Source organism: Pseudomonas sp. NY15374, from assembly GCF_048068255.1.
Lineage (GTDB): Bacteria > Pseudomonadota > Gammaproteobacteria > Pseudomonadales > Pseudomonadaceae > Aquipseudomonas > Aquipseudomonas machongensis.
This window is the reverse complement of the sequence record NZ_JBLUPZ010000009.1, coordinates 66,600-79,761: the sequence shown is the minus strand read 5'-3', so window position 1 is coordinate 79,761 and position 13,162 is coordinate 66,600. Positions and strand designations below refer to the sequence as shown.

At 67.1% G+C, this 13,162-nt stretch carries 13 protein-coding genes; 1 reads left to right on the top strand and 12 read right to left on the bottom strand.

Features of this window, described 5'->3' with window-relative positions; genetic code table 11:
* Window positions 1-214: 214 nt before the first annotated feature.
* The 12 genes from ACNFHO_RS18930 to ACNFHO_RS18875 are packed head-to-tail and all read right to left on the bottom strand — an operon-like array spanning window position 215 to window position 10,823.
* Window positions 215-859: a hypothetical protein gene (locus tag ACNFHO_RS18930; RefSeq protein WP_416767077.1), complete on the bottom strand. Its 645-nt coding sequence runs from the start codon at window positions 857-859 to the stop codon at window positions 215-217.
* On the bottom strand, window positions 856-1,242 hold the full coding sequence (gene gspM / locus ACNFHO_RS18925) for a type II secretion system protein GspM (RefSeq protein WP_416767076.1): 387 nt from the start codon (window positions 1,240-1,242) through the stop codon (window positions 856-858). Before gspM ends, ACNFHO_RS18930 begins: the two co-directional genes overlap by 4 nt.
* Complete coding sequence (gspL, locus tag ACNFHO_RS18920) at window positions 1,239-2,312, bottom strand: type II secretion system protein GspL (protein WP_416767075.1); 1,074 nt, start codon at window positions 2,310-2,312, stop codon at window positions 1,239-1,241. The genes gspM and gspL overlap by 4 nt, the downstream gene beginning before the upstream one ends.
* The gene (locus ACNFHO_RS18915; RefSeq protein WP_416767074.1) at window positions 2,309-2,899 is read right to left on the bottom strand and encodes a type II secretion system protein; all 591 of its coding nucleotides are present in this window, start codon (window positions 2,897-2,899) and stop codon (window positions 2,309-2,311) included. The genes gspL and ACNFHO_RS18915 overlap by 4 nt, the downstream gene beginning before the upstream one ends.
* The gene (locus tag ACNFHO_RS18910; protein ID WP_416767073.1) at window positions 2,896-3,264 is read right to left on the bottom strand and encodes a type II secretion system protein; all 369 of its coding nucleotides are present in this window, start codon (window positions 3,262-3,264) and stop codon (window positions 2,896-2,898) included. Before ACNFHO_RS18910 ends, ACNFHO_RS18915 begins: the two co-directional genes overlap by 4 nt.
* Window positions 3,261-3,698, bottom strand: coding sequence for a type II secretion system minor pseudopilin GspH (gspH, locus tag ACNFHO_RS18905; RefSeq protein WP_112897558.1), 438 nt, complete (start codon window positions 3,696-3,698; stop codon window positions 3,261-3,263). The genes ACNFHO_RS18910 and gspH overlap by 4 nt, the downstream gene beginning before the upstream one ends.
* Before the next feature lies 1 nt (window position 3,699).
* A complete protein-coding gene (gene gspG, locus ACNFHO_RS18900; protein ID WP_125930627.1) occupies window positions 3,700-4,134 on the bottom strand; it encodes a type II secretion system major pseudopilin GspG in 435 nt (144 codons plus the stop codon).
* 14 nt (window positions 4,135-4,148) lie between these two features.
* On the bottom strand, window positions 4,149-5,351 hold the full coding sequence (gene gspF, locus ACNFHO_RS18895; RefSeq protein WP_416767072.1) for a type II secretion system inner membrane protein GspF: 1,203 nt from the start codon (window positions 5,349-5,351) through the stop codon (window positions 4,149-4,151).
* Window positions 5,352-5,353: 2 nt separating this feature from the next.
* Window positions 5,354-6,802 carry a GspE/PulE family protein gene (locus ACNFHO_RS18890; RefSeq protein WP_416767071.1) on the bottom strand — a complete coding sequence of 483 codons (1,449 nt, stop codon included), beginning with the start codon at window positions 6,800-6,802 and terminating at the stop codon, window positions 5,354-5,356.
* The gene (gspD, locus tag ACNFHO_RS18885) at window positions 6,802-8,757 is read right to left on the bottom strand and encodes a type II secretion system secretin GspD (RefSeq protein ID WP_416767070.1); all 1,956 of its coding nucleotides are present in this window, start codon (window positions 8,755-8,757) and stop codon (window positions 6,802-6,804) included. Before gspD ends, ACNFHO_RS18890 begins: the two co-directional genes overlap by 1 nt.
* Window positions 8,758-8,760: 3 nt before the next feature.
* Window positions 8,761-9,156: a pilus assembly protein PilZ gene (locus ACNFHO_RS18880; protein WP_416767138.1), complete on the bottom strand. Its 396-nt coding sequence runs from the start codon at window positions 9,154-9,156 to the stop codon at window positions 8,761-8,763.
* Between the two features lie 26 nt (window positions 9,157-9,182).
* Window positions 9,183-10,823 (bottom strand): lipoprotein UxpA, encoded by a 1,641-nt coding sequence (locus ACNFHO_RS18875; protein WP_416767069.1) that lies wholly within the window; start codon window positions 10,821-10,823, stop codon window positions 9,183-9,185.
* Window positions 10,824-11,049: 226 nt separating this feature from the next.
* Here ACNFHO_RS18875 and ACNFHO_RS18870 point away from each other — a divergent pair, with 226 nt between their 5' ends.
* A complete protein-coding gene (locus tag ACNFHO_RS18870) occupies window positions 11,050-13,113 on the top strand; it encodes a PhoX family protein (protein WP_416767068.1) in 2,064 nt (687 codons plus the stop codon).
* Window positions 13,114-13,162: the final 49 nt, after the last annotated feature.

Below are 13,162 nucleotides of genomic sequence, written 5' to 3'. Positions count from 1 at the left end.
CGGCTATGCCGGTGATCGCGGGACAAGCCCGCTCCCACAGGGATTGGGCAGGCCTTTAGATTTTGATCAAGACAGATACTCCCACAGGGATTGAGCTGGTCTTTAGATTTTGATCAAGACAGTTGCTCCACAGGGATTGGGCTGGCTTTCAGATTTTTGGATAAGGGCGTTGCTCCAGCAAGCAACAGGCAAGCTGGGATCTCAAGCTCTGCAACTACCACCTGAGCTGCCGCTCGCCCTTGGCAGTCTCCGGCGCCAGCCACTGGGCGCCGCGCAGCAAGGGCGTCAGCGCAGCATCAGGCTGGACTTCGAGTCCGACCCGGGCGCGTCGGGCCAGCAGGTCGGCGTCAAGGTCGAGTTGATGTTGGCCTTGCAGCGCCAACCCGCCCTGCAAACGCCAGTCACTGGCACAACGCATTGCGAGCCAGCCTTGCCCCAGATCCAATGACCACGGCGAGACCAGCGCCAGGTCGTTCACCTGCAAACGCCCCTCGGCACCGACGCACCGCTGCCACACACCCTGCACCGCGACACGCCCCTGCCAGTGCCCCGCCAGGCGATAAGCCAGCGGTACACTCGGCGCCGCTTCGAGCGCCTCGACATCCGCGCGCCAGCGCCAAGGCCAACCACTCAGCCGCGCCAACCAATCCTGCCCCTGATAACCCAAGCGGATTTGCGCCTGTAGGCGCCAGGGTTGCCACTGCCAGTTCAGCGGCCCGACATCACCCACCTGTTCGGCCTGCCCCTGCCAGAGGCTGCCGCTGACCGCCCGGCCTGGCAACAGCCAACTTGCAGGTAACTCGACCAGCAGCGTAACCACGCACACCAGCACCGGCCACAACAGCACGCGCACACTCACGGCCGAACCTGCAGGTCGAAGCGCAGGCGCTTGCCCTGCTGCTCCATGCCCCACTGCAGCGGCTGCGCGCCCTCGCCCTGCAAAGCCTGCAACCACGCCAGCAGCGCATGCTCGTCCGTGACCGAGCCGCGTACCTGCCAGCGCTCATCCTGCGGCTCGATCTCCGTCAGCTCGATATGCCGGGCCTGAGCGGACTGGCGCAGGTGCTCCAGGCTCAACGCAGGCCCGCCCTCAAGACTGACCGCCACTTCGGCCAGCCCGCGCCATTGGCTCATCTCGGCCCAGCGTGCACCCACCTCACGTACCAGGATGACGATCAGCAACAGCGCGATCAGCCCCCATGCCACGCGCATGCGCTGGCGCTGCGAAAATGCGCGGATCATGAACTGCTCCCCAGATCGAACACCGCGCCCTGAGCCTGCACCTGCACCGTAGCGCCGACTGCAGCGGCCATTTCATGCCACGGCACCGACGTGCCCTCGCCGTCCAGTTGCAGATGCCAGCGCTGCCCATCGAAGCGCACAGCGCGCAAGCGCCACTGCGGATGCGCGTGCAACCAGGCCTGCAACTGCTCCTGCAAGCCTTCGAGCCGACGCAGACGCAAAGCCCGCTCGCCGTCGGCGTCACGCAGCCGTTTGAGCGCCTGCGCGGCCTGGCGCGGCGTGGCCTGCGGGCCGGTGACCGCCAGCACCTGCTGGCGATACAGCTGGGCCTGACGCCATTGCTGGCTGCTCCACAGACCGCCCCAGACAGCAGCGAGTACCAGGCAAGCGGCGATCAAGCGCTTTTGCCGGCCCGTGACCTTCAATGATCGGCGCGGGCGACGCGTTTCCCGTAGCGTCGGCAAGGTATCGAAATCGGCCATTCGCTGTGGCCAGCGTCCATCGACCTGCTCAAGCACCTGGTTATCCCACGGCGCAGGTGCAGGGCCCAACACCTCTGGCCAGGCCAGCCAGTGTTCTGCGCCATCCTCGTCGAGCCGCGCATACAGGCTCGACTGCTCCTGCCGCCATTGCCATCCACAACCGCGGTCGAGCACCGGCAAGAGCTGGAACTGCGCCCAGCAACGCTCCACCTCCAGGCCCCATTCCACGCACTGGGCCAACCAGCCGTCGAGCCGCTCGCGCGCCACCACCACCAGTCGCAGTTGCCCCGCCGCACGGCCGATGCATGCGCAGTGAACTTCATCGCTGCCTTGCAGCAGACGATCTTCCAGCAGCAGCGGCCATTCCTCACGCTTGAGCCCGGGCGGGGCAGGCAACTGGAAAAGGCTGCACGCCTCGCCCGGCATCACCACGGCAACCCTGGCGCTCAGGTTCTGCGGCGGGCGGCCCTGCCCTTCGTCACGCAGCACGCCGCTGTCCAGCAGGCACCAGTGCCAACCGCCGTCAGCCAGCGGACGCAACAGCAACCAGGGCCGCGCTGGCGAGCGCCGTCGCCATTCAAACTTCATGAGCGCCCCCAAGGCAGGACGAATGTGCAGACATAAGGTGCTCCGTCACGCTGCAGATGCAGGCGCACGCCACGACCAGGGTGCGCCGGTTGATCGGAAGGCCAGGCCAGCCAACTGCCGCCCTGGAAATACAGGATGCTCATCTCGCTGACCCGCTCCAGGCGCTCGCGGACCACCCAGCGCGGCTTGTCGGCGGCGTAGAGATCGGCGGAGGTTTCCAGCAGCACGCGCTGCTCCCTGGGCTCGAAACGCAGGCGCTGACGCTGCAAGCGCGAACCCCCTTCGGCCTGGGGCCAGGCCGCAGCAGCGACCCACAGCAACTGCTGGTTTTGCGCCTGCCAATCGAGCCAGCGCGTGGCCAGCGGCAGGCGCTGCTCGTACACCTTGCGCAGCACCGGGCTGTCGAACCGGCGCTCCAGCGCCAGGCAGAACTCCAGCACACCGGGCTCGTTCTGCTGATCGGTGAGACGCTCGCGCACCGTGAGCCAGCCATGCACCAACGCCGCCAGCAGGATGCCCAGCACGGCGGTGAGCGCCAGCGCGACCATCAACTCGATCAGGGTCAGACCCGCCTGGCGACGCTTCATGGGCGCTCCAGAAACAGGGTGTACAAGCCCAGCGGCACGCGCTGATCGCGGTCGGCGAACAGGCGCAGCTCGCCACGGCGCAGATCGCGCACGCCGGTGTTGCGCAGTTGCAGGTCCCAGTGGCACACCTGCCCACCCTGCTGCAGCTCCCCGACAGTGCGATTGCTGCCTGGCCAGTACTGCTCGACGGCAAACCGTGCCTGCAGCTCGCGGGCGCACAGGGCGCCGAGGCGGTGCTGCTGCACGCCGTCCTGCACCGCCAGGCGCTGGCGCAGTACCTGGCTGGTGATCACCGCCAGCACCGCGGCGATACCGAGCGCCACACTGACTTCGAGCAAGGTGAACCCACGCTGGCGGCGCTTCATGGCAGCACCGCGACTTGCAGCCGCCCTTCGCGGCCCCAGCTCCAGCGCTGGCCACCTTCGGCACTCCGCCAGTTCACCTTGCCGGGCCTTGCCCAGCCTTCGGGGGTGAACACCAGTTGCGGCGCTGCTGCGCCTGGCCAGTCTGGGCGCAGGTCCTGCGGCCAGTCACCCAGCGTGACCGGTTCCACCACCCAGCCGGTGCCGTCATGGCGAACGAACTCAGGACGCTTGCCGTTCCAGCGCAGGCCACGCAACTGGCCGGTGTGGCGCGCCACGGCAGACTGCTCGCGGGTCGCGGCAAGCAGCCGCTGCATGGCCTGGTCGACCCGCGTACGACCGTTGTCGAGCCAGGCCACGCTCAAGCCGGTCATCAGCCCGGCGATGGCCAGCACCACCAGCAGTTCGAGCAGGCTGAAGCCGCGCTGGGCAGGCAAGTCAGAGCTCCCAGTTGCCCAGGTCGGCATCCAGCCCTTCGCCACCGGCCACCCCGTCGGCGCCGAGCGAATAGACATCGACACGACCATGCTCGCCCGGCATGCGGTACTGGTACGGTGTGCCCCACGGGTCTTCCGGCAGGCGACGGATGTAGCCATCGCTGCGCCAGGCACGCGGCACCGGCTCCTGGGCCGGTTTCTTCACCAATGCAGCGAGGCCTTGTTCGCTGCTGGGAAAGCGCAGGTTGTCGAGCCGGTACATATCCAGTGCCTGCTCGAGGGTGGCCAGGTCAGCCATCACCTTCTGGCGCATGGCCTTGTCCTGGTTGCCCAGCACGCTGGGCGCGACCACCGCGATGAGCAGGCCGATGATGAAGATCACTACCATGATCTCCATGAGGGTGAAGCCGCGCTGACGCTTGGCGCGATACTGCATGCAAAGACTCCTTTTCACAGTTGCAGACCCTGGTTGAGCTGCATGATCGGCAACAGCACCGCCAGCACGATGAACAGCACCACGCCGCCCATCACCAGGATTATCAGAGGTTCGAAGAGCGCCATGGCGGTGTCGACCTGGCGGGCGAAGCCGCGCTCCTGGTCGTCGGCCACGCGCTCCAGCATGTCGGCCAGGGTGCCGCTGGCCTCGCCGCTGCCGACCATGTTCACCAGCAGCGGTGGAAACTGGCCGCTGGCATCCAGCGCCCGATGCAGGCTGGTGCCGCCCTGGACCTGCAGGCGCACCTGCTCCAGGGCCAGGCGGATACGCTGGTTGGCAACCGTTTCGCTGGCCACCTGCAGGGCTTCGAGCAGGGCCACGCCACTGCCGCAGAGAATCGCCAGGCTGCGCGCCAGGCGTGCGCTCTCCAGCACCTGCAGCAGGCTGCCAATGCGCGGCAGGCGCAACAGCAAGTCGTCGCGGCGCAGACGCCAGTGCGGCTTGCGCAACAGCCAGCCGCTCAATAGCGTCAGCGGGATCGCTGCACCCAGCAGCCAGGGGCCGGCACTGGCCAGGCCCTGGCTGATGGCGATCAGCAGCGAGGTGATCAGCGGCAGCGCCTGCCCGGAATGGGCGAACTGCTCGGTCAGCTTGGGCACCACGAACGTCATCAGCCCCACCACCACCGCCAGCGACACGCCCATCAGCACGCAGGGATAGATCAGCGCAGTGCGCGCCTTGTGCTGTTGGCGCTGGACCTGCTCCAGGTGATCCGCCAGGCGCGTCAACACCTGCGCCAGGCGCCCGGAGCGCTCGCCCGCTTCGACCAGCGCGCAGTACAGCCCGGTGAACGGCGCGCCTTGACGGGCTAGGCTGCGGGCCAGCCCCAGGCCTTCGGCAAGCGCGCCGCGCACCGACACCAGCACGGCCTGCAAGGCGGGCGCGCGCAATTGCCGTTCGAGCGTGGCCAGGGCATCGACCAAGGGGATGCCAGCCCCGGTCAGCGTGGCCAGTTGGCGGGTCAGCTCGCACAGCTGGGCACGGCTCAGGCGCTGACGGCGCGGTTGCCGCAGGCTGCCTTCCTGGCGTCGCAGCTTGCGCGCGAACAGCCCCTGCTCACGCAACAACTGGCGGGCATGGCGCTCGCTGTCGGCCTGCACGCTGGCCTTGTGCGGTTTACCTGCCAGGTCCAGGGCCTGGTAGCGATAGGTCGGCATACTCAGCCCTGCACCACGCGCAGCACTTCGGCCAGGCTGGTCTCGCCACGGGCCAGGCAGTCGCTGGCCATGGCCACCAGGCTCTGCCGACGTGTGGCCAGGTGCGCCTGCATCGTTACTTCGCTGGCGCCCTCATAAAGCAGGGCGACCAACCCTGCATCCAGCTCGATGAATTCATACAACCCCAGGCGCCCGACATAACCGCTGCCCTGGCAACTGTCGCAGCCCACGGGGTGGTGGGTGGCCTGCAACGCCGCCAGTTCCGGCCACAGACGCCGCTCGGCGGCGAGCAACGGGCGCGGCTCGGCACAACTGCACAGGCGTCGGACCAGGCGCTGGGCCAGCACCCCGCGCAGGCTGGAAGCGATCAGGAAGGGCTCGATGCCCATGTCACGCAGGCGCGTCACTGCGCCCACGGCGCTGTTGGTGTGCAAGGTCGAGAGCACCAGGTGACCGGTCAGGCTGGCCTGCACGGCGATCTGCGCAGTCTCCTGGTCGCGGATCTCACCGAGCATGATCACGTCCGGGTCCTGGCGCAGGATCGCGCGCAGGCCGGTAGCGAAGGTCAGCCCGGCACGCGGGTTGATCGCGGTCTGGCCGATACCGGCGATGGCGTACTCCACTGGGTCTTCGACGGTGAGGATATTGCGGCTGCCGTCGTTGAGGCTGTTGAGGCTGGCATACAGCGTGGTGGTCTTGCCGGAGCCGGTGGGGCCGGTGGACAGCACGATGCCATTGGGCCGCGCCAGGCACGCGCGCAGGCCCTGCAAAGCCGCGGCGGGCATGCCGAGGTTGTCCAGCGCCAGCAGGCTGGCCTGCTTGTCGAGCACGCGCATCACCACGCGCTCGCCGTGGATGCCGGGCAGCGTCGAGACTCGCACGTCCACCTCCCGCCCGGCGGCGCGCAGGGTGATGCGTCCGTCCTGGGGCTGGCGTTTCTCGGCGATGTCCAGGCGCGCCATGACCTTGACCCGCGACACCAGCATGGCCGACAGCGCACGCGGCGGGCGCAGCACTTCGCGCAGGTGCCCATCGACGCGCAGGCGCACCACCAGGCTCTGCTCGAAGGTTTCGATGTGGATGTCCGAGGCACGCAGGCGCAGGGCCTGGCCGAACAGGCCGTTGATCAGGCGGATCACCGGCGCTTCGTCGTCGCTTTCGAGCAGATCTTCGATGCGTGGCATTTCGCTCATCAGGCTATCGAGGTCAACCTGTTCGCCGATGCCTTCGATCAATGCCGCGGTAGCCGAGTCGGCAGCCTGGTAGAGCTGGCCCAGGCGCTCGTCGAAAGCGGCGCGATCGAGGCGCTCCAGGCGCAGTGGCTGGCCATGCACGCGCAGCAGCTCTTGCACCTGATCGCTGTCGGCATCCTCGCGCAACCATAGCTGCCAGCCCTGATCGTCCGGGGCCATGGCAACGCCAGCCTGACGCGCCAGGCGGTAGCCGAGCATCACCAGTCACCGCCTTCAAGCCGCGCGCGACTGGCCGGAAACGCCTTGAGCAAGGCGCCACCTTCGGCGAGCTCCGGCATCTGCAAGGCGGTATCCTGCTGCAGGCTGCGGTACTTTTCCTGGCTCAGCCCGGCAAGGCTCGGCCCGTCGCGCATGATCCGCGGGCGGATGAATACCATCAGGTTCTGCTTCACGTTGCGGTTGCTGTCGGAGCGGAACAAGCGACCCAGCAGGGGGATGTCACCGAGCAACGGCACGCGCTGGTTGCTGGTGGTGGATTCGTCGCTGATCAGGCCACCGAGAATCACCAGGCCATTGTCATCGACCATGACCTTGGTCTTGATCTCGCGCTTGTTGGTGATCACATCGCTGGCGGCGCGCGAATCGGCGATCGAGGACACTTCCTGGACGATGTCCAGGCGTACGCTGTTGTCGCTGTTGACCTGCGGCTTGATGCGCAGCTTCACCCCCACCTCCTTGCGTTCGATGGTCTGGTAGGGGTTGGCGTTGTTCTGGGTCACGGAGCCGGTGACGAAGGGCACCTCCTGACCGACCAGGATCGACGCCTCGGCGTTGTCCAGGGTCAGCAGGGTCGGGGTCGACAGCAGGTTGAAACCGCTCTTGCCCTTGAGCGCATTGATCAGCATGGCGAAGTTGAAACCGCTGCCGAAATGGCCGATGCCGGCGGTGGCGCCGGTGGTGGCCGAGAGCAGTTTGCCCAGTTCCTTGTTGTCGCCGCTGGCAGCAGCGCCCGCGATGCTGGCGATGTTCACCCCGTTGCTGCCGAAGTTGACGATGCCGGCGCCGAACTTCTCGTCGGCGAACAGCCACTGCACGCCGAGCTCCTGCGCGCTGCTGTCGGACACCTCGGCGATGATCGCCTCGACCACCACCTGGGCGCGGCGGATATCGAGTTGCTCGACGATGTTGCGATAGGCCGCAAGCTCGCTGTCAGGGCCAACCATGACCACCGCGTTGGCGCCTTCTTCATACTCCAGGCGCACGCCAGAATCGCTGGCCGTGCGTACCGGCGCCTCCCTGCCTTCGCCTGCGGGCGCATCGGGCACCCCGCCGTCCTGGCCGAGACCGCGCAGCACCTTGACCACTTCCGCAGCATTGGCGTGACGCAGGTAGATCACCTGGGTGTTGCTGCTGTGCAGGTTGTCGCTGGGCCGGTCGAGTTGACCAAGCAGCGCACGCACGCGCTCGCGGCTGTCGGCGCTGCCGCGCACCAGCAGCGCATTGCTGCGCGGGTCGGCCACCACCTGGGCACTGTCGGCGCCCTGCTCGCGGGCCAGCAGGCGGGTGACCAGGGGCGCGGTGTCGGCGGCGCTGGCATGCTTGAGTGGCATCACCTGCAAGGGTTCGTCGCTGACCTGGTCGAGCTGGCGTAGCAGCTTGTCGATGCGCTCCAGGTTGCTGCGCCAGTCGGTGACCACCAGCAGGTTGGCGGCAGGGTATGGGGTGATCACCCCGACGCGCGGGTCGATCAGCGGCTTGAGGATGCCGAGCATCTGTTCGCTGGCGGCGTTGCGCACATTGAATACTCGGGTCGCCACGCCGTCGCTGCCCTTGCTCTGCTTGCCGGCGTTCTCCACCGGCACCGGCTCCAGGCGCGCGGCCTGGTCGGGGACGATCTTCACGCTGCCGTTGGGCAGGTCGACGGCGGCAAAGCCCTGGGCACGCAACTGGGCGAGGAAGATGTCATAGATGGCTTCGGCGTCATGGCGATCGACGGTGCGTACCGTGACCTTGCCGGTGACCCGCGGATCAACGATGAACGTGGTGCCGGTGATGCGCGAGACGCTGTCGATGAACTCGCCCATGTCGGTGTCGACGAAGTTCACCTCGTATTGGGGCACGCCCTCTTCGTCGACTTCAGGGTCTTCGGCCCAGGCCTGCGCAAAGCACAGGCCGAGGCTCAGCACGCAGGCCACAGCGTATCTTGCGATCATTGCTCATCCTTGCCGCTTGAAGCCGGTCACGGCGGGCCGTGGCGGCCAGGGCAGGCGCTCGCGCCGCCCCTGGTTGTCGAAAATCAGGCCATCGGCGTCGATGTCCTGCAGCACGATCCCTGGCGCCAGGCGCTGGCCGCGGCCCAGGGTGCGAACCTGCTGGCCGAAGCGCAGCACCACCACGGTGGCGGACAGCGGCTCGGCCTTGAGCCCGCCGAGGTATTGCAGGGGCAGGCGCGTCAGGGGAATGCCGCCCTCTTCGGGTGGCGCCTGCCAGTGACCGGCCATCAGGCCTGGCAAGGTGGGTGTCTGTTCGCGCGGGACACTGAGCGGTTGCGGCTGGCGACTCAGTTGCAGCATGCACTGGGCAGCGAGCCAGCCGGCCAGGGTCAGCAGCATCACGTTGGGCAGGCGCGACAGCCCGATCACGAGGCCACCTGGCGCGGATGCCACCCCGGATGCCCCTGCACATAGCGCACCTGGGGCAGTTGCAGCGGCGCCAGTTGCCAGTTCGGCTCCTGGCGCGCCAGCCAGGCCTCGACCTTCTGCCACAGCGGCTCGCCGGCCTGGGCATCGAAGTGCAGGCCGAAGGTGCGGCACAGGCCCTGCACCGTGGGCAACCCGGCGACACGCTTGCCCATCGGGCTGTAGCTGACCTGCCAGGCGTGGCCTTGCCAGCGCGGCAGGTCCTGGCTGTTGTCGAGCAGCAGCGGATCGCCGAACAACTGCTCGGCGGCATTCTCCAGCACCTGTTCCACCTGGCGCGCAGGCGCCTCGACCACCGGCGCCGGGTAGCCGCCGGTGAGGCTGATCAGGTGCTCGCGGGTGATCGCCTGGCCTGCTGGCAGCGGATGGTCGTAACGCAGGCCCGGCAATAGCACCGGCATGCTCGAGTCGTCGGCCAGGGCCTGGTGCAGGAGACGGTCCCAGCTGCCGCCACGGGTGTCGCGGCGCCACAGGGGCTGCGGCGCACGGGCCAGCGGCTGGTCGAGCCAGGCGGCATGACCGGCGCGTTGCTGGCGCAGCGTGCTGCGTAACTGGCTGGCACGCGCCTGGGCAGTGGGCGAAAGTTGATCGTCGGAAGCGGGTACGAAGCGCGCCTCGAAGCGCCACTGCCCTGCGGTTTGCTGACAACGCAGGCGATAGACGCCACTGGCGCGACACCCGGCGAACAGCACCGGCACCTGGCGCCCCGATGCTTGCGTGACAGGTACCGGAGTCGGCCACAGGTCCTGGCCACGGGCACACAGCAGCACATCGATGTCGTCGATCCGCTCGGCAAGCCACAGGCCGGGGCCAGTGCCGATATCCGCCAGGGCGACCACCAGGTCGGCCTCGCGCCGCGCTTGTTGGAAACTTGGCAGCAATGATTGGTACCACTGCTTGAGCGAGGCTTTCTGATCCTGGGCGTAAGGGTCAGTCACACCGACCACCGCAATGCGCACGCCGCCGCGCTCGAACACGCGCAGGGGCTCGACACCCAGGCCCTTGGCCTGTTCAGCACCAAGACCTGCGCCGAGGGTGATTGCAGGGGACTGGCGATAGAGGGCGGCGCAGCGTTGCGGCCACAGCACGCGCTCATCGCTGCTCACACGCACGTCGCTGGCCAGTATCCGGCTGCCTTGCACGCCGCTATCGCCTTGGGTCAGGTAGGCCAGGCCGCTGCCATTCCAGTTCTGGCCGTTCTCCAGGGTCAGGCAGCGCTCGGCGCCGGCCTCGTTGCGCATCTGCTCCATCAGTGCGGCCAACACGGCATAACCGCCGAGGCGCGCCTGGCTGGCCTGGCCGGCATCGAGCAATGGCGCGAGCTCGGCATGGCCGCTACTGGCATGGCTGCCGGTCATCCATGGAGCACGCCCCAGATGGCTGACCGGCCCCAGGCGCGTAGCAGGCACCACTGGCAGGCCAGGCTCGCGGGCATCGAGGGTGTCGGCGACATAGAGCAGTTCGAGCGAGGCATCGCCGCCGCGCTGACCGGGGATCGCGGAGCAGGCGCCCAACAAAGGCGCCAAGGCCCCGACGCCCATCCAGCCAATCACTTCGCGTCTGCGCACACTGCTCGCCATCGACCCCGCCATCCCTAACCTGAGTTCACGTTCGGCCCCGGATATTGGGGTGGCTGCGTGACAGTTTGATGGCAGAAATCCGACAACCGATGCGGTAAAGCTCTGACAAATCTTGTTACTAATAGCGCTAGGTTTTAAAACCCCGTTAATATTTTTGCCAATCAATCATCACACTTGCCCCCTACAGTCGCGGTTCCTCTTACTCAGCCATTACAAGGACACCCTGATGAGTCGAGAAACCGGCGATAACCTGGACCGGAACCAGAGCGGCAACCTGCCGATGGCCAGTGTGATGGATACCTACCTGAGCCGTCGTACCGTGATGCGCGGCAGCCTCGGCGCGGCCATCGCGATGATCGCAGGCACCGGCCTGACCGCCTGTTTCGACGGTGGTGGCGGCAGCTCCCATCACGATGATCCGGTCACCGAGCCGCCTGTGACCGAACCGCCAGCCAAGCTCAAGCTGGGCTTCCAGTCCATCGCCGGCTCGCGCACCGACGCTTGCGTCATTGCCGCCGGTTACAGCGCCTACGTGATCGCGCCGTGGGGCACGCCGCTGAACAGCAACGGCAACCCGTGGAAGTCCGACGGCAGCAATACCTCGACCGACCAGGCCAACGCGATGGGCATGAACCATGACGGCATGCACTTCTTCCCCCTCAACGGCAGCTCCGACGATGGTTTGCTGGCGATCAACTTCGAATACATCGAAGCCGACGCGCTGCACCCGAACGGCCCGACCACCGATGGCACTGGCAAGCGCCCGGTCGAGGAAGTGCGCAAGGAGATCAACGCCCACGGCGCCGGCGTGGTGCGCCTGAGCAAGGTCAACGGCCGCTGGCAGGTGATGCAGAACGACCCGCTCAACCGCCGCTTCACCACCGCTTCGCTGATGGACATCGCCGGGCCCCTGCGCGGCACCGATCACGTCAAGACCAAGTTCTCGCCGACCGGCACCCAGGCACGCGGCACCAACAACAACTGCGGTAACGGCTATACGCCGTGGGGCACGTACCTGACGTGCGAAGAAAACTGGCCTGGCATCTTCGTCAACAAGGGCGTGCGCCCGGCAGACCAGGTGCGCATCGGCGTCAGTGCCAGCAGCGGCCAGTACAAGTGGGAGACCGCTGCCGGTGATGCCAGCGAGGTCAACGGTGAGTTCACCCGCTTCAACGTGACACCGACCGGTGCAAGCGCCACCGACGACTACCGCAACGAAGCCAGCACTTATGGCTACATCGTCGAGATCGACCCGTACAACAGCGCCACCCTGGCGGTGAAACGCACCGCCCTTGGTCGCTTCCGCCACGAGGGCTGCTGCCCGGGCCTGGCGGTCGCTGGCAAGCCGCTGGTGTGGTACACCGGCGACGACTCGAACAACGAGTACCTGTACAAGTTCGTCTCCGACGCCGTCTGGGATCCGGCCGACGCCACCCCGGCCGACCGCCTGGCCACCGGTGCCAAATACATGGACAAGGGCAAGCTCTACGTGGCCCGCTTCAATGCCGACGGCAAGGGTGTGTGGCTGCTGCTGGACGTTGCCACCCCCACCACCGCCGGCAGCACGCTGGGTGCACTGTACGGCGACCTGCCGGGCATCATCCTCAACACCCGCGGTGCGGCTGACGCGGTCGGCGCCACGCCGATGGACCGCCCTGAGTGGACCGCCGTCAACCCGCTCAACGGCGATGTCTACCTGACGCTGACCAACAACAGCGCGCGTACCGCCGCCAAGGTGGATGCGGCCAACCCCCGCGGCCCGAACCGTCACGGCCACATCATCCGTTGGCACGACAGCGACGATCACAAGAGCTTCACCTGGGATATCTTCGTGTTCGGCGCCAACGCCGCCGGTGCACCGGATATCAACCGCTCGGGCCTGACCGAACTGAACCAGTTCGCCAGCCCCGACGGGATGAGCTTCGATAGCCGCGGGGTGCTGTGGTTCGAGACCGACAACGGTGAGACCACCTTGACCAGCTACACCAATGACCAGTTGCTGGCGGTGATCCCGACCGACCTGGTCGATGCCACCGGCAAGCAGATTCCGGTCAACGCGCAGAATCAGGTGGACCTGCGGCGCTTCTTCGTCGGCCCTAACGGCTGCGAGGTGACGGGGATCAGCTTCACGCCGGACAACAAGACGCTGTTCATCAACATCCAGCACCCGGGCAACTGGCCCTATACCGACAAGGCGACGGATGTGACACCTGCGGGGAGCCGAGTGCGACCACGGGCGTCTACCGTGGTGATTCAGCGCAATGATGGCGGTGAGATCGGAACGGCCTGATCCGGAGCCTGTAGTCCGCGGTGCTCAAAGGCCGCGGATTGCCTGCCCA

Coding starts and splice junctions, on each gene's coding strand:
- gspM (WP_416767076.1), bottom strand. CDS start 1,242: ATGATCCGCGCATTTTCGCAGCGCCAGCGCATGCGCGTGGCATGGGGG.
- gspL (WP_416767075.1), bottom strand. CDS start 2,312: ATGAAGTTTGAATGGCGACGGCGCTCGCCAGCGCGGCCCTGGTTGCTG.
- ACNFHO_RS18915 (WP_416767074.1), bottom strand. CDS start 2,899: ATGAAGCGTCGCCAGGCGGGTCTGACCCTGATCGAGTTGATGGTCGCG.
- ACNFHO_RS18910 (WP_416767073.1), bottom strand. CDS start 3,264: ATGAAGCGCCGCCAGCGTGGGTTCACCTTGCTCGAAGTCAGTGTGGCG.
- gspG (WP_125930627.1), bottom strand. CDS start 4,134: ATGCAGTATCGCGCCAAGCGTCAGCGCGGCTTCACCCTCATGGAGATC.
- gspF (WP_416767072.1), bottom strand. CDS start 5,351: ATGCCGACCTATCGCTACCAGGCCCTGGACCTGGCAGGTAAACCGCAC.
- ACNFHO_RS18890 (WP_416767071.1), bottom strand. CDS start 6,802: ATGCTCGGCTACCGCCTGGCGCGTCAGGCTGGCGTTGCCATGGCCCCG.
- gspD (WP_416767070.1), bottom strand. CDS start 8,757: ATGATCGCAAGATACGCTGTGGCCTGCGTGCTGAGCCTCGGCCTGTGC.
- ACNFHO_RS18880 (WP_416767138.1), bottom strand. CDS start 9,156: ATGCTGCTGACCCTGGCCGGCTGGCTCGCTGCCCAGTGCATGCTGCAA.
- ACNFHO_RS18875 (WP_416767069.1), bottom strand. CDS start 10,823: ATGGCGAGCAGTGTGCGCAGACGCGAAGTGATTGGCTGGATGGGCGTC.
- ACNFHO_RS18870 (WP_416767068.1), top strand. CDS start 11,050: ATGAGTCGAGAAACCGGCGATAACCTGGACCGGAACCAGAGCGGCAAC.